The sequence below is a fragment of the Amycolatopsis sp. NPDC050768 genome, assembly GCF_040654155.1.
Lineage (GTDB): Bacteria > Actinomycetota > Actinomycetes > Mycobacteriales > Pseudonocardiaceae > Amycolatopsis.
In genome coordinates, this window is the sequence record NZ_JBFAHL010000004.1 from 424,196 (window position 1) to 438,569 (window position 14,374).

Consider the following 14,374-nt stretch of genomic DNA (forward strand, 5'->3'; position numbering starts at 1 on the left):
GGCCCGGGGTGCGGGCCGAAACCCGCACCCCGGAACCGATCAGCCCTTACGCACGGGGCTTCTCCCGCTGTTCGTAGGTCTCGATCACGTCGTCGACCTTGATGTCACTGTACGAACCCAGCGTCAGACCACATTCGTACCCTTCACGAACCTCGACCACGTCGTCCTTGAACCGCCGCAGCGAGCTGATCGGCAGGTTCTCGGCGATGACGGTGCCATCGCGGAGAAGGCGCGCCTTGGCGTTGCGCCGGATCTCCCCGGACATGACCAGGCAACCCGCGATCGTGCCGATCTTGGAGGACTTGAAGACGTCGCGGACCTCGGCGCGACCGAGCTCCACCTCTTCGAACTCCGGCTTGAGCATGCCCTTGAGGGCCTGCTCGATCTCGTCGATCGCCTGGTAGATGACCGTGTAGTACCGGACGTCGACGCCCTCGCGGGTGGCCCGCTCGGTCGCCTTGCCCTGGGCCCGGACGTTGAACCCGAGCACGATCGCGTCGGACGCGGTCGCCAGGTCGATGTCCGACTCGGTCACGCCACCGACACCGCGGTGCACCACGTTCAGCTCGACGTCGTCGCCGACGTCCAGCTGCAGCAGTGCCGCCTCGAGCGCTTCGACGGTACCCGAGTTGTCACCCTTGATGATCAGGTTGAGGCTGCTCGTCTCCTTCAAGGCGGAGTCGAGGTCCTCGAGGCTGACCCGCTTGCGGCGCGACGCGTTGAGCGCGTTGCGGGTGCGAGCGGAGCGGCGCTCGGCGATCTGCCGGGCGACGCGGTCCTCGTCGACCACCAGGAAGGTGTCGCCCGCGCCCGGCACCGAGGTGAACCCGATGACCTGGACGGGACGCGAGGGCAGCGCCTCGGTGACGTCCACGTTGTGCTCGTCCACCATGCGGCGGACGCGGCCGTAGGCGTCGCCCGCGACGACGGAGTCGCCGACGCGCAGCGTGCCTCGCTGCACCAGCACCGTGGCCACCGGGCCGCGGCCGCGGTCGAGGTGCGCCTCGATCGCGACACCCTGGGCCTCCATGTCCGGGTTGGCCCGGAGGTCCAGAGCGGCGTCGGCCGTCAGCAGGATCGCCTCGAGGAGGCCATCGATGTTGATGTTCTCCCGCGCGGAGATGTCCACGAACATCGTGTCGCCGCCGTACTCCTCGGCCACGAGGTTGTACTCGGTGAGCTGCTGGCGGATCTTCTGCGGGTTGGCGCCTTCCTTGTCGATCTTGTTGACCGCGACCACGATCGGGGCCTTGGCGGCCTGCGCGTGGTTGATCGCCTCGACCGTCTGCGGCATGACCCCGTCGTCGGCGGCCACCACGATCACCGCGATGTCCGTCGAGTTCGCACCACGAGCACGCATGGCGGTGAACGCCTCGTGACCCGGGGTGTCGATGAAGGTGATCAGCCGCGGCGTGCCCTCGAGCTCGGTCTCGATCTGGTAGGCGCCGATGTGCTGGGTGATGCCACCGGCTTCACTCTCGCGCACCTTCGTCTTCCGGATCGTGTCCAGCAGGCGGGTCTTACCGTGGTCGACGTGACCCATGATCGTCACGACCGGCGGCCGGACCTGCAGGTCCTCCTCGCCACCCTCGTCCTCACCGTAGGTGATGTCGAAGGTCTCCAGCAGCTCGCGGTCCTCCTCCTCGGGGGACACGACCTGGACGACGTAGTTCATCTCGCCGCCGAGCAGCTCGAGGATGTCGTCGGACACGGACTGCGTCGCCGTGACCATCTCGCCGAGGTGGAAGAGCACCTGCACCAGCGAAGCCGGGTTGGCGTCGATCTTCTCGGCGAAGTCGGTCAGCGAGGCACCACGCGGCAGCCGGATCGTCTCGCCCTGGCCCTTGGGCAGGCGGACGCCGCCGACGCTGGGCGCCTGCATGTTGTCCATGTACTCCTGGCGCTTCTGTCGCTTCGACTTGCGACCCTTGCGCGAGGGACCACCGGGACGCCCGAAGGCACCCGCGGTACCGCCACGGCCACCGGGGCCGCCACGACCGCCGCCGCCACCGCGGAAGCCACCGCCACCGCCGGCAGGAGCACCGGTGCCGCCACCGGGACGGAAGCCGCCGCCACCGCCACCGGGACCGCCACCGGGACCGCCGCGGAAGCCACCGCCACCGCCGCCACCACCGGGACGGAAGCCGCCGCCACCGCCGCCACCACCGGGACGACCGCCGCCACCACCGGGACCGCCACGGGCACCGCCACCGGGACCACCACGGGCGCCACCGCCCGGACCGGCCGGACGCGGGGTGCGGCCCGGCATCATGCCGGGGTTCGGCCGCGGGGGCATGTTGCCCGGGCTCGGCCGATTGCCACCGGCGCCACCGCCGGGACGCGGCGCGGGCCGGTCACCGCCGCCACCGGCACCGCCGGGACGCGGCGGACGGTTGTCGCCGCCCTGACCCGGACCGGGGCGCTGGGCCGGCGGACGCGGGGCCGGGGCGCCGGAACCGACGCCGAACGGGTTGTTGCCGACGCGCGGAGTGCGCGGGCCGGGCTTGGGACCGCCGGGCTTGGGGCCCTGCGGCTTCGGCGGCACGACCGAGCCGGACGCAGCAGCGTCCTGCTTCGGCGCGTGCTTCGGCGCCGCGGTGCTGCCACCGGACGGCTCGGCCTTGGCCGCGGGGGCCTGCACCTGGGGCTGCGGTTCCTGCTGCGGCTGGGCCGGAGCAGGCGTGGCCGGGCGCGGGCCGGGACGCGGGCCCGGACCCGGGCGGCTGCCCGGGGTGGCCGGACGCGGGCCGGACTGCTGCGGAGCGGCGGACGGAGCGGCCTTGGCCGCCGGCGCCTGCTGCTGGGTCTGCTGCGGAGCGGGCGCGGCCGCGGGCCGGGGAGCCTGCGGAGCGGGAGCGGCAGCGTTCGAGTTGCCCGAGCCGGGGGCGGGCGGCATGGGCCGCGGGCCGGGCGTCGGACCGGACTTCTTCCCGCCCTTGGCGGGGTACGCGTCACGCAGACGGCGGGCGACGGGCGCCTCGACCGTGGATGACGCGGACTTCACGAACTCGCCCTGCTCCTTGAGCTTGGCGAGAACTTCCTTGCTGGTGATGCCGAGCTCTTTCGCGAGCTCGTGTACACGGGCCTTGCCTGGCACAGCTCTCCTCATCTAGGGGAGGCCAGGCGGTGAAGAGACCCGCTGACCTCGTCCTTATTGTCGCGCGTTCATGGCGTCGGCTTCACGGCTGACTCATGACGGGTCGACCTGCTTCCTTGTTCCACTGCGGTTCCGGGTGGGTCCCGGAGCCGATCTCCGTGGTGGGCGCTGCGAATGCCGCATGCTCGCGCAGCCCCGCGGCGTCGAGCGCGCCCTGGGCCCGAAGTGCCCGTGGGAACGCCCGCTTCCGCTCGGCCTTGACCAGACAACCCGGTGCCGGGTGCAGCCACGCACCCCGCCCCGGCAGCCGCCGACGTTCGTCGACGACCAGCCGTCCGGCCACCGCGACCACTCGCAGCAGCTCACCGATCAGGACCCGCTGCCGGCAACCAACGCACGTGCGTACCGGGAAGTGCCGGTGGCGCTGGAGGTCGGTCGTGTCGCCACGCACCCGCGGCGGACCCTGAACCAGTGATGAGTCTAGCGCTTCGACCTTCACTCAGCCGAACCGGTTGTCGCGGCGGGCCGCGCCTGTCCGGCGTGGTCTTGATCACCTGCCGGATCGACGGGTGCGGCGTCGCTGCGGATGTCGATGCGCCAGCCCGTGAGCCGGGCCGCGAGCCGCGCGTTCTGGCCCTCCTTGCCGATGGCGAGGGAGAGCTGGAAATCGGGCACGACGACGCGAGCCGTCTTCGCCCGCTCGTCCACGACACGTACCGAAACAACCTTCGCCGGGGACAATGCATTCCCCACGAAGCGGGCCGGATCCTCCGAGTAGTCGATGATGTCGATCTTCTCGCCGGCCAGCTCGCTCATCACGTTGCGCACGCGCGCGCCCATCGGGCCGATGCAGGCACCCTTGGCGTTCACCCCGGGCACGGTGGAGCGCACCGCGATCTTGGTGCGGTGCCCCGATTCGCGCGCCACGGCGGCGATCTCGACGGTGCCGTCGGCGATCTCGGGCACCTCGAGCGCGAAGAGCTTGCGCACCAGGTTCGGGTGCGTGCGCGAGAGCATGATCTGCGGCCCGCGGTTGCTCCGCGAGACCCCGACCACGAACGCCTTGATGCGCGTGCCGTGCTCGTAGGACTCCCCCGCGACCTGCTCACCCGAGGGCAGGATCCCCTCGGTGTCGCCGACCTGGACCACGACCATGCCGCGGGCGTTGGCGCGCGCGTCGCGCTGCACCACGCCGGCCACGATCTCGCCCTCCTTGGCGGAGAACTCGCCGAAGGTCTTCTCGTGCTCGGCGTCGCGCAGCCGCTGCAGGATGACCTGGCGGGCGGTCGTCGCGGCGATCCGGCCGAAGCCCTCCGGCGTGTCGTCCCACTCCTCGTCGACCTCGCCCTCGGGGGTGAGGGTGTGCGCGAGGACGCGGACGAGGCCGGTCTTCTTGTCGATGTCGATACGAGCGTGGGACTGGTGCCCCTCGGTGTGCTTGTAGGCGGTGAGCAGGGCCGTCTCGATGGCCTCGATCACCGTGTCGAAGGGGATGTCCTTGTCCCGTTCGATCGCCCGCAGCGCGGCGATGTCCACGTTCACTTCGGCTCCTCCTTCGCTTCCGTCTGGCCGGCAGGGGTGCTGCGCTTGCCGGACGCGTCTTCTTCCAACAGTTTGAGCTCGTCGACGGGTGGTTGCTTGAACTCGATCTCCACCACGGCCTTCGCCACCGACTTGTAGTGCACGTCTTTCAGCCGGTCCTCGAAGAGCACGGTCACGCTCTCCTCGCCGGCGTGGCCCACCCGCGCGACGAACTCCGCACCTTCCGCGGGCGTGATGCGGACGAGGCGGAACTTCGCGCGCCGCCAGTGGCGCGGCTGCGCGAGCGGCCGGTCCAGCCCCGGCGAGGTGACCTCGAGGGTGTAGGCGCTCGCGAGCACGTGCTCGTTCTCGTCGAGCGCCGCCGACACCTTGCGGCTGATCTCGGCGATCTCGTCCAGCCCGACACCGTCGTCGGAGTCGACGACGACCTTGACCAGCTGCTTGCGGCCGGCCTGCTGCACCTCGAACGAGTCGAGGTCGAAACCCGCGACGGTGACGGCTTCGGCCACTATCGGCTGAAGCCGGCTGGCGAGTTCGTTGGGCACGTGGAGCACTCCTGTTCGGCCGAGGTGACGCGGGCTGGTCACGACTGTGGTCGGTGTGGACCAGCTTATCCTGCGCACCCAGGAGGACGCGCGAGCGGCGGTGCCGGTGCCGGGCCTGGCAGGATGGGCCGACGTGACCGCAAGACCGACCGACCTTTCCCGGCGCGGCGTTCTGCGCCTGGGCGCCGTCGCCGCTTTGGCCCTCCCGCTGGCGGCCTGTTCCGGGGGATACGACGAGAGCCCCGACCCGCTCGCCCCGCTGCTGTCCGCCGCCGACGCGGACGCCGCCGCGGCCAGAGCCCTCGGTGGCGACGTCGCCGGGCAGGTCGCCGACGCGCGCGCCGCCCAGGCTGCCGCCCTGAAACCCGAGGTGGACCGGCTGAACCGGCCCAAGCCGACGACGGCGCCCCCGGCCGCGCCCGCCGACCTGGGCGCGTTCAAGGAGCGCCTGGCGACGGCCCGCAAGCAGGCCGAGGACCTCGTGCCCACGCTCCCGGCCTACCGCGCCGGCCTGGTCGCCGGCGTCGCGGCGGGCTGCGCGAGCCTGCAGCGCCTCGCCTCGACGCTCGGGCCCGGCGAAGACGCCCAGGCCGTGGTCGCGCCCGCCGGCACTGCCGCGTCCGACGCCGTCGACCCCCTGCAGAAGGCGCTGGCCTCGGAGCACGCCGCGCTGTGGGTGTACGGGCTGGTCACGGCCTTCCTGCCGGGCGAGTTCGGCGACGCCCTGAAGGCCGGGCGCGCCGAGCACACCGCGCGCCGCGACGTCGTCACCCAGATGATCGAGGCCGCGGGCGGCACGCCGGTGGCCCCGGAAGCGGCGTACGTGCCGCCGAAGCCGGTCAACGACACCGCCTCGGCCGCCGCCCTGGTGGCGAGCGCCGAGGAGGACTCGGCGGCCGCGTGGCTCGGCGTCGTGACCCACACGGACGACGCGGGGCTGCGGAAGATGGCTTTGCAGGCGTTGATCGCGGCGGCCCGGCGGGGCACGCCGTGGCGCCAGGAGGCCGACGAGAAGCCGACGGCGCTGGCGATGCCGGGGCAGCCGGCTTGAGGTTTCGGTGAAAAAAAGGGCCGTTCCCGGTGTCTCCGGGAACGGCCCTCTTCGCGTCGTTTGGCGTCAGTGCAGGTCGGGACCGAGGTCCAGCGCGCTGGTGGCGATGCGCTTGAGCAGCACGTCGTCGCGGTGCTTGGCGTAGAAGTCGGCCAGGACGATGGTGACGTCGGTGCCCGTGACCTGGGACTCGTACTCCGACTGGTCGCCACTCACCTTGGGCGCGCCCGCGGCCTTGTACGTGCCGTCGCGCACCAGGTCACTCACGTTGCCGGTGCCGTCCCGGTCGGTCAGCGCCTTGAGCTGCGCCGCCTGCGCCGCGGTCGGCATGCTCACCTTGACGACGGAGACGAGCGCCTTCGCGTCGCCGTACTCGACCGTGAAAAGCCCGCGCGCCAGCGAGGAGCACGGGTTGGTCTGGAAGAACTTCTTGGTGTCGTCGTAGGCCTTCGCCGCGCAGTCGGTGGACTTGTTCGGGCCTTCCACCAGCTTGTAGTCGAAGGGGTTCGTCTTCACCGGCGCCTGCGCCACCGGCTCGGGCGTGCTGTCGTGCCGGATGAGGAACCAGACCAGCCCCGCCACGACGGCGATCACGACCAGCCCCGCACCGCGCAGCAGCAGCGCCTTGGTGTCCTGCGGCGGGGTTGGATCTTGACCTGGGCCTGGGCCTGGGCCGAGGCCTTGGCCGGGCGGCGACCCCGGCTGCGCGGGCACCGCAGCGAGCGGCGCCGTGTCCGAGGGACCGGGGGTGAATTGGGGACCGACCACGGGCACATACGGTAGTTCACCGCGCTGAGCGCCTTCAGCCGAATGCGGTGAGAAGGCGTTCGACGTCGTCAGGGGTGGTTTCGAGCCAGAGCTGGGCCCTTCGCGAAGGCTCGATCGCGGGGGCCGCGGAGGACGAGAGCTGCCAAGGCGCTTCCTGTCAGCTGTCGGCGGCCTGCCCGGCCAGAGCGAGGTCACCTTGTGCGCGCAGCAACACCGCACGGGCGGCTTCGCCCTCAGCGGCAACCTCCCACATCGCGTCGAGGTAGTCGCGGTACTGGCGGACGTCGTCCGGATCGCGCGTGACGACCTCCGTGTGCAGCACCTCGGCGTTCAGCAGCTCGTCGTCGAAGACCCAGAATCCGTGAAGGGGAACGAACGGCAGCGGACGCTCGTGAAGTCCCCCGACGCCACCAGGACGCGCGCGCCCTCGGGCAGGCCTCCCGCGACGTTGGCGATCAGCTGAGACACGGACGCGCCGATGGCCACGCGTCCCGTCGGCACGCCGGCCAGCCGCGCGAACGCCTCGCGTGAGCGCGCCACGGCCTCGTCGAGCCCACCCGGCAGGTCCGCCCCGACCCGCCAGCGCTGCACGGCCGCCGCCACGGCGTCCGCGACGGGCTCCGGCGGGATCCCGATGCTCGGCGTGTTCAGGTACCCGGCGGGAACAGCGAACTCGGCTCCGAAGGCGACGCATGCCCTTGACGCTACTGAACTGGTGGCAGCAATTCGGCCAAGTCGGCGTACTCGGGGTCGCCACGCCCCAAGCCGCACATACCTCCAGCCCCGCCGAGCCGCGGCCGTGCGGGCAGCCCGCCGCGTCGGCGAAGGAGGGAGGAAGCGGCGCCGTCCTACAGCGAAGCGCGCATCCCCTCACTACAGGGCCGGCGGCAACAGCCCGGCCACCTCGGCGTAAGACGGCGGAGGCAGTGGCAGCGAAGTCCCGTCGCGGGCAGCGTCCACGGCCGCCAGGGCGGCGGCCAGCGCGACGCGGTACGGCGTCGAGCCCAGGCTCACCCTCGCCACCCCCAGCTCGGCGAGGCCAGCCGGCGTGACGCGGCCCGGCAGGAACAGGACGTTGAGCGGCACGTCCACCGCCGCCACCACCTCCGCGACCTCGCCCGGGTCGGCGAGGCCCGGGACGAACACCCCGTCGGCGCCCGCGTCGCGGTAGGCGCGGGCCCGTTCGATCGCGGCGGAGACCGGGCCGGAGCCGAGCCAGTGGGTGTCCGTGCGCGCGTTCAGGAAAACGGGCGAAGCCGAACGGACGGCCGCGATCAAAGCGCTCTGCACCTCCACCGGCGCGAGGGTGCCGTCGGCGCGGCCGTCTTCGAGGTTCACGCCCACGGCGCCTGCTTCGGCGAGTTCCGCGACCAGGTCGGCGACCTCGGCCGGGTCCGCGCTGAAGCCGTCGGCGATGTCGACGCTCACCAGCACGTCCAGCGGCGCCAGCACCCGGGTCAGCGCCACCGTCGCCGCGCGGGACGCCGGGGCCCCGTCGGCCAGGCCCGCAGCGGCCGACACGCCGAGGCTCGTCGTGCCGACCGCCGGGTGCCCCGCCGCGGCGAGCGCGGCCGCGAAGCCGAACTCCCACACATTGGGCAGCAGCAACGGTTTCCCGGGCACGTGCAGAGCGGCGAACGAAGTCATGCCCGCAACCTACGCGCGCGACGCTTCGGTGGCTGCCGAAGCAATCCGCTCAGCTCCCACCCGCCATGGTCGCCGCCCGGCGAGTGCGCAGCAGTCCGCGCAGCGCCGGCACCGCCGGGCCCACGGCCTCGTCCAGCTCCGCGAGGCGCGCGGCGTGGCGGCGGGACGAGCGGCGGGTGAACCCCACCTGGGCCGCCGCGGCGAGGGCGGTCAGCGCGGCGGCGCGGGTGTCCACTTCGGACAAGGGCACGCGCAGCGCTCGGTCCACAGTGGCGCGGACCTCATCGGCCCGCAACCGATCGTCCAGGCGGAAAACCTTCCGGCGCAGCACCGGCGTGACGTGCGACCGCAGGAGTCCCGCGGCGGCCAGCTGCAGCTCCAGGGAGTGGAGGGTGTCGGCCGAGTCGCGGCGCAGCAGGCGTCGCCAGCGGGTCGGGCCCGCGTCGGCGAGGTCGGTGAGCAGGTCGTCGAGCAGCAGGTCGCCGGTGGGGCCGTCGCCGGTCGCCGAGACGCGGCCGCCGGTGACCGTCAGGTGGCCGCGCAGCAGGAGGTCGGTGACGGCGGAAGCGCGCACGAGCAGCGCGGCGTGGCTGCGTCTGCGGACGCGGCCCTGGTCCGGGTCGCACGCGAGCAGGTAGGCCTGGGCGGCCAGCGAGGGGGTCATTGCCGTTTCACCAACGGCCAGATCTGGTCCCACGACTGCGTCCTTCCGGTGTAGAGCCAAATAAGTCCTGGTACGACCTCGGTCACCGACGCGAAGTAGGGCTTCAGCAGCGTCGGGTCGAAGCCGGTGAAAAGCACGTCCCGCGCCTGGTCCGGTGGCCGGTCGAAGTACCAGTATCCGCGGTGTCCACTGTAGACTTCGGTGATCCCGTATCGCGGGCCGTAGTACTCGACGGCCGCGGCGAACGGGTAGATCTCCGCGTACACCGCCGTCTGCGCCTTCACCCCGGGTGGCAGCGACGAGTACGTCTGCCCCACGACGTCGGCGACCTGCTTCTGCGCCGTCTCGCCGCCCGCGAACACCGTGCCGAGCGAAAACGGCCCGAACGACGTCGCCGTGACCGACGCCGGCCACACCGGCAGCGCGGCCACGGTGACGGCGGCCGACAGCCCGAACGCGATCCCCACCGGGATCCGCCACCAGCGCACCAGGTCGCGCCGGCTCAGCTCCGTGGCCGCGGCCGCGAACGGCAACGCGTAGAGGCTCATCAGGTAGTACGAACGGCCGTGGGTCAGCACCACCGCGACGGTTACCAGCAGCAACGCCAAGGCAAGGTAGCGGTACGGCCGCAGCTCGGGCGAGCGGAACAGGCGCCACACCCCGTAGAGCAGGGCCGGCACGCCGACGCCCATGCCCGCGCCGAGCAGCCCGTCGCGCGCGAAGGCGAAGTAGCCGGGGAACTCGGCGGCGACGACGTCGGCCATGTGCGCGTACGGCCAGTCGTGCGTGGCCTGCCAGACGAGCGCGGGGATCGTGGCGACCACCGCGATCAGCGCGCCCAGCCACAGCTTCGGGCGGCTCAGCAGGCGGCGTGGACCGAGGACGGCCGCGGACACCAGCACGGCGGCCCACAGCGCGGGGATGAGGAACTTGACCTCCAGCGACACCGCCGTGACCGCGCCCGCCCACACCAGCAGGCCGTCGCGGCGCGTGCGGGTCCAGCGGACCAGCAGGAAAACGACGACCGTCCACAGGAACGGATCCAGCGCGTAGGTGGAGACCCAGTGGCTGAGGACGACCAGGTTGGACGTCGCGGACAGCCCGCCCGCCATCAGCTGCGCCGGGCGGCGGCCACCCAGTTCGCGGGCGATCAGCGCGGTGACCACCACGCCGGCGCCGACCGCGAGCGCCATCGGCAGCCGGAACGCGAGCAGCGAACCGGGGAACAGGCGGTCGAGCGTGCCCGCGAGCAGCGGGACGAGCGGTGGCTGGTCGAAATACCCCCAGGCCGGATGATCTCGACCAGCCACCAGGAAATAGAGCTCGTCGAACCCGTGCGCGTAGCGGACGCTCGTGAGCACGAGCAGCGCCGCCGCCAGCGCGGCCACGGTGAGCACCGGCAGCCGGGCGAACGGGGCGATCTCCCCCGTGCTGGTCTCGCGGCTCGTCATGAGGCTCGTCATGATCCGAGTCCACCGCGCCGGCCCGGGTCGGCGTAACGGTGATCGGTAGCCGATGCGGACGACGAATGTTGTCCCGCGCGCAACTTTCGTTGCGGATCCTCCCCCGGCCGGTGCGATTCCGCCGCGGCGGTCCGGACCAGCCGTTACCGTGACGGGGTGAGCGAAGTGCGGCGTGGAACCTGGCCCCGCCCGGCCGAAATGGGCTGGCTGCTGACCGCGGCGCTCCTGTTCGCCGGGCTCGACTTCGCGCTGCACTGGGCCGGGCCGACGAGCGGGGCCTTCGGGCCGTACGCCGGGCTGGCGCTGCGCCTCGCGTGCGACCTTTCGCTGCTCGCGGTGTTCCGCTTCCCCGACGCGGTGGCCGGGGTGCTCGTGGTGGCGTCGCTGGCGATGCTGGCGTCGGATCTGTTCTGGCCCGGGCTGCTGGTGCCCGCCGACCAGCCGAGCCTGATGACCGTGCCGACCGTGACGCCGGTGGTGCTGAGCCAGCTCCCGCGCGTGATGGACCGGCGGCAGTTGCTGTGGATCGGCGGTGTGCTGGCGGTGCTGGCGACGCGGCCGTGGGACCCCGCGTGGAACACGACGCCGTTCGGGCTGCTGAGCACCGCGTTGCCCGTGGCGGTGGCGCTGTACTTCGAGGCGCGCCGGCAGCTGCTGCGTTCGCTGCGGGACCGGGCCGAGCGCGCCGAACGCGAGCAGCACCTGCTCGCCGAGCGAGCCCGCGCCGAGGAACGGCGGCGGCTCGCGGGCGAGATGCACGACGTGGTGACCCACCGGCTGAGCCTGATGGTGCTGCACGCGGGCGCGCTCGGCGTGGTGTCGACGGACCCGGCCGTGCGCTCCGCGGCCGAGGACATCCGCCGCGAGGGCGCGCACGCGCTCGACGAGCTGCGTGATCTGGTGGGCGTGCTGCGCGACGGTTCGAGCATCGAGCCCCCGGCCGCTTCACCGGCCCCGGTCGCTTCGCCGGCGGACCTGGTGGCCGAGTCGATGGCCGTCGGCGTGGCCACGGAGCTTTCGATGAGCGGGGACCCGGACCAGGTGTCGCCGACGGTGGCGCGCACCGCGTACCGCGTGGTGCAGGAGGCGCTGACGAACGTCCGCAAGCACGCGCCGGGTTCGGCGGCCGCCGTGTCGCTGCGGTACCACTCGGGTGGTCTCGACGTGTTCGTCACCAACACCCGCGGGTGCCTGCCGCCCGACCCGACGCTCGCCGGCAGCGGCTCGGGCGCCGGGCTGAGCGGGCTGCGGCAACGCGTCGAGCTCGTCGGCGGGCAGCTCGAGTCCGGCCCCGAGCCCGGCGGCGGATTCCGCGTCGGTGCGATACTTCCCGCCTACGTCCCGACGACGGAAGGTGCTCCCCGGTGATCACGGTGGTCGTGGCCGACGACGAGCCGATGGTCTGCGCGCACCTGCGCACGATTCTGGGCTCGGCCGAGGACCTCACGGTGGTCGCCTCGGCTTCCGACGGCGCCGAAGCGGTCGAGGCCGTCGTCCGGCATCGCCCCGACGTCGTGCTCATGGACCTGCGCATGCCGGGCGTCGACGGTCTCACGGCCATCGCCCGCATCGTGCAGTTGCCGAACCCACCCGCGGTCGTCGCCCTGACCACCTTCGACGCCGACACCTACGTCATCCGAGCGCTGCGCGCGGGCGCCGCGGGCTTCCTCGTGAAATCCACGCCGCCCGAAGACCTCATCGGCCTCGTCCGCGTCGCCGCCGACGGCCACACCGTCCTGTCCCCCTCCGCGGCCCGCCGCCTCGTCGCGCTGTCAGCCGACGGCCACGCCCGCACCGACTCGGCCCTCCGCCGCGCCGGCGCCCTCACCGACCGCGAACGCGACGTCCTCACCTGCCTCGGCGAGGGACTGTCCAATGCGGACATCGCCGCCCGCCTCCACCTCGCGGAGGCCACGGTGAAGAGTTATGTGTCGCGGATGCTGGTGAAGCTGGAGTGCGCGAACCGGACGCAGGCGGGGTTGCTGGCGCATGAGGCCGGGTTGGTGAGCCGCTGAGATTCAGCGGTCTTCATGGTGCGTCGACGAAATCCCGCTCCAGGTCAAGCCGACGCGGGAGTGTGTTCCGCGTCGAACGCCTCGCGGGCGGCGGTCACCTGGGTCATGTGGTGGCGGGCCCAGCGGTCGAGCATGTCGAGGGGCTCGGACAGGTCGCGGCCCAGCGAAGTGAGTTCGTATTCCACGCGGGGTGGGATGACGGGGTACGCCGTGCGCGTGAGGACGCCGTCGCGGACGAGGCTGCGGAGGGTTTGCGTCAGGACTTTCTGGGAGATGCCCTCGACGCGTTTGCCGATCTGGGTGAAGCGCAGCGGGCCGTCGCGGAGGGAGCCGACGATGAGGACAGTCCACTGGTCGCCGATGCGGTCGAGGAGCTGGCGGGTCGGGCAGTCGCGGTCGTAAGGGTTTCCCAGCACCACAGGCCTCCTCGAAGTCACTCTCCCATAGAGAGTAACACTCCTGGACGCCACCACGCCCCAAGGACACCGCCGCACCCCCAGCGCAGCGCTGCCCACACCCGAGCGCCCGAAACCTACTGAGCAACCCGAGACGTCTCCGCCACCAAACCCGCCACCACGCGGCCGATGAACCGCCCCAGCACCAGCCGGTAGAACCACCCCGTCCCCGGCACTTTGCCCGTGAACGACGAGTGCCAGTGGATCTCCGTGCCGCCGTCGACCGGCGTGAGGTCGACGTAGGCGCGGTAGTCGCGAAGGGGCAGGCCGCTGCGCAGGGCGTAGCCGAACCGGCGGTTGGGGACCAGTTCGATCACCTCCTCGCACGAGCGCGTGCGGCCGGTGCGGAACACGCGCAGCGCGCCCAGCCCCTCGCGTTCCGACGAACCCGCGCGGGCCAGTTCGAACGAGCCCAGCGGCGACCAGCGCGGCCAGCTCTCGCCGTCGCGCAGCAGCGCGTAGACCGTCGCCGGGTCGGCGGACGTGCGGGCCCGGACCGAGATTCGTTGCATCAGGCCTCCTCGAAGAGCGTGTACCACGTGGTACACGTACCATCTGGTACATGGCGGAGGCAAGGGCAAAGCTCCTCGACGCGGCCGTCGAGCACATCGCGCGGAACGGGGCGGACCAGAGCCTCCGCACGCTCGCGACGGCGCTCGGCACGAGCCACCGAATGCTCATCTACCACTTCGGCTCGAAGGAAGGCCTGCTCACAGAGGTCGCGCGCGAGGTGGAACGCCGGCAGCGCGCCGTGCTCGCCGACCTCGACCCGAGCCTGCCGCCGGACGAGCTGGCGCGCGTGTTCTGGCGCCGGCTCACCGACGAAGCGCTGCGCCACAATGAAAAGCTCTTCTTCCAGCTCTACGGTCAAGCCCTCGGCGGCGCGCCCGGCACGGCGGAGTTCCTCGACGGCGTGATCGACGGCTGGCTCGCGCCCGTCGAAGCGCTGCTCGAACGGCTCGGCGTGCCCGAGCAGCACCGCGCGGCGCAGGCCCGGCTCGGCCTCGCCGTGGCGCGCGGGCTGCTGCTCGACCTCGTCACCACGGGTGACCGTGAAGCCGTCGACGCGGCGATGGAACGCTTCCTGACCCTGCAGGACGCCGGTTTCTTGCAGACCTGACCCTTGA

15 protein-coding genes and 1 pseudogene are annotated in these 14,374 nt (G+C 72.2%); 4 read left to right on the forward strand and 12 right to left on the reverse strand.

Going from position 1 to position 14,374, the window contains the following annotated elements:
• Positions 1-46: 46 nt before the first annotated feature.
• The 4 genes from infB to rimP form a co-directional block, all read right to left on the reverse strand.
• Entirely contained in the window at positions 47-3,097 is a 3,051-nt protein-coding gene (gene infB / locus AB0H62_RS15130) for a translation initiation factor IF-2 (protein WP_220242308.1), read from the reverse strand.
• Between the two features lie 82 nt (positions 3,098-3,179).
• Positions 3,180-3,596 (reverse strand): YlxR family protein, encoded by a 417-nt coding sequence (locus AB0H62_RS15135; protein ID WP_360586471.1) that lies wholly within the window; start codon positions 3,594-3,596, stop codon positions 3,180-3,182.
• A complete protein-coding gene (gene nusA / locus AB0H62_RS15140) occupies positions 3,593-4,639 on the reverse strand; it encodes a transcription termination factor NusA (RefSeq protein WP_220242309.1) in 1,047 nt (348 codons plus the stop codon). The genes AB0H62_RS15135 and nusA overlap by 4 nt, the downstream gene beginning before the upstream one ends.
• A complete protein-coding gene (rimP, locus tag AB0H62_RS15145; RefSeq protein ID WP_220242310.1) occupies positions 4,636-5,184 on the reverse strand; it encodes a ribosome maturation factor RimP in 549 nt (182 codons plus the stop codon). Before rimP ends, nusA begins: the two co-directional genes overlap by 4 nt.
• Before the next feature lie 133 nt (positions 5,185-5,317).
• On the opposite strand from rimP, the gene AB0H62_RS15150 reads away from it, so the two are divergent.
• Positions 5,318-6,235 carry a ferritin-like domain-containing protein gene (locus AB0H62_RS15150; RefSeq protein WP_220246906.1) on the forward strand — a complete coding sequence of 306 codons (918 nt, stop codon included), beginning with the start codon at positions 5,318-5,320 and terminating at the stop codon, positions 6,233-6,235.
• Positions 6,236-6,301: 66 nt separating this feature from the next.
• On the opposite strand, the gene AB0H62_RS15155 is transcribed toward AB0H62_RS15150, so the two are convergent.
• From AB0H62_RS15155 to AB0H62_RS15180, 6 genes and pseudogenes are all read right to left on the reverse strand, one after another.
• The gene (locus AB0H62_RS15155; protein ID WP_255638200.1) at positions 6,302-7,003 is read right to left on the reverse strand and encodes a hypothetical protein; all 702 of its coding nucleotides are present in this window, start codon (positions 7,001-7,003) and stop codon (positions 6,302-6,304) included.
• 157 nt (positions 7,004-7,160) lie between these two features.
• Positions 7,161-7,325: a hypothetical protein gene (locus AB0H62_RS15160; RefSeq protein WP_220242311.1), complete on the reverse strand. Its 165-nt coding sequence runs from the start codon at positions 7,323-7,325 to the stop codon at positions 7,161-7,163.
• Positions 7,326-7,366: 41 nt separating this feature from the next.
• Positions 7,367-7,729 (reverse strand): annotated as a pseudogene (locus AB0H62_RS15165) (hypothetical protein); the annotation flags it as partial.
• 147 nt (positions 7,730-7,876) lie between these two features.
• On the reverse strand, positions 7,877-8,650 hold the full coding sequence (locus AB0H62_RS15170) for an isocitrate lyase/phosphoenolpyruvate mutase family protein (RefSeq protein WP_220242312.1): 774 nt from the start codon (positions 8,648-8,650) through the stop codon (positions 7,877-7,879).
• A gap of 49 nt (positions 8,651-8,699) precedes the next feature.
• Complete coding sequence (locus AB0H62_RS15175) at positions 8,700-9,314, reverse strand: GPP34 family phosphoprotein (protein ID WP_220242313.1); 615 nt, start codon at positions 9,312-9,314, stop codon at positions 8,700-8,702.
• Entirely contained in the window at positions 9,311-10,777 is a 1,467-nt protein-coding gene (locus AB0H62_RS15180) for a glycosyltransferase family 39 protein (RefSeq protein WP_255638201.1), read from the reverse strand. The genes AB0H62_RS15175 and AB0H62_RS15180 overlap by 4 nt, the downstream gene beginning before the upstream one ends.
• A gap of 156 nt (positions 10,778-10,933) precedes the next feature.
• Between AB0H62_RS15180 and AB0H62_RS15185 the strand changes: the two genes are divergently transcribed.
• Together AB0H62_RS15185 and AB0H62_RS15190 are read left to right on the forward strand one after the other, a co-directional pair.
• A complete protein-coding gene (locus AB0H62_RS15185; protein WP_360586475.1) occupies positions 10,934-12,145 on the forward strand; it encodes a histidine kinase in 1,212 nt (403 codons plus the stop codon).
• The gene (locus AB0H62_RS15190) at positions 12,142-12,792 is read left to right on the forward strand and encodes a response regulator transcription factor (protein WP_360586477.1); all 651 of its coding nucleotides are present in this window, start codon (positions 12,142-12,144) and stop codon (positions 12,790-12,792) included. The genes AB0H62_RS15185 and AB0H62_RS15190 overlap by 4 nt, the downstream gene beginning before the upstream one ends.
• A gap of 44 nt (positions 12,793-12,836) precedes the next feature.
• Here the strand turns inward: AB0H62_RS15190 and AB0H62_RS15195 are convergent, their stop codons facing one another.
• Together AB0H62_RS15195 and AB0H62_RS15200 are read right to left on the reverse strand one after the other, a co-directional pair.
• Complete coding sequence (locus tag AB0H62_RS15195) at positions 12,837-13,208, reverse strand: helix-turn-helix domain-containing protein (protein ID WP_220242315.1); 372 nt, start codon at positions 13,206-13,208, stop codon at positions 12,837-12,839.
• 116 nt (positions 13,209-13,324) lie between these two features.
• Positions 13,325-13,759, reverse strand: coding sequence for an SRPBCC family protein (locus AB0H62_RS15200; protein WP_266118105.1), 435 nt, complete (start codon positions 13,757-13,759; stop codon positions 13,325-13,327).
• Positions 13,760-13,809: 50 nt separating this feature from the next.
• Between AB0H62_RS15200 and AB0H62_RS15205 the strand changes: the two genes are divergently transcribed.
• Complete coding sequence (locus tag AB0H62_RS15205; RefSeq protein ID WP_220242317.1) at positions 13,810-14,367, forward strand: TetR/AcrR family transcriptional regulator; 558 nt, start codon at positions 13,810-13,812, stop codon at positions 14,365-14,367.
• Positions 14,368-14,374 lie beyond the last annotated feature (7 nt).

Coding starts and splice junctions, on each gene's coding strand:
- AB0H62_RS15170 (WP_220242312.1), bottom strand. CDS start 8,650: ATGACTTCGTTCGCCGCTCTGCACGTGCCCGGGAAACCGTTGCTGCTG.
- AB0H62_RS15205 (WP_220242317.1), top strand. CDS start 13,810: ATGGCGGAGGCAAGGGCAAAGCTCCTCGACGCGGCCGTCGAGCACATC.
- AB0H62_RS15180 (WP_255638201.1), bottom strand. CDS start 10,777: ATGACGAGCCTCATGACGAGCCGCGAGACCAGCACGGGGGAGATCGCC.
- AB0H62_RS15175 (WP_220242313.1), bottom strand. CDS start 9,314: ATGACCCCCTCGCTGGCCGCCCAGGCCTACCTGCTCGCGTGCGACCCG.
- AB0H62_RS15200 (WP_266118105.1), bottom strand. CDS start 13,759: ATGCAACGAATCTCGGTCCGGGCCCGCACGTCCGCCGACCCGGCGACG.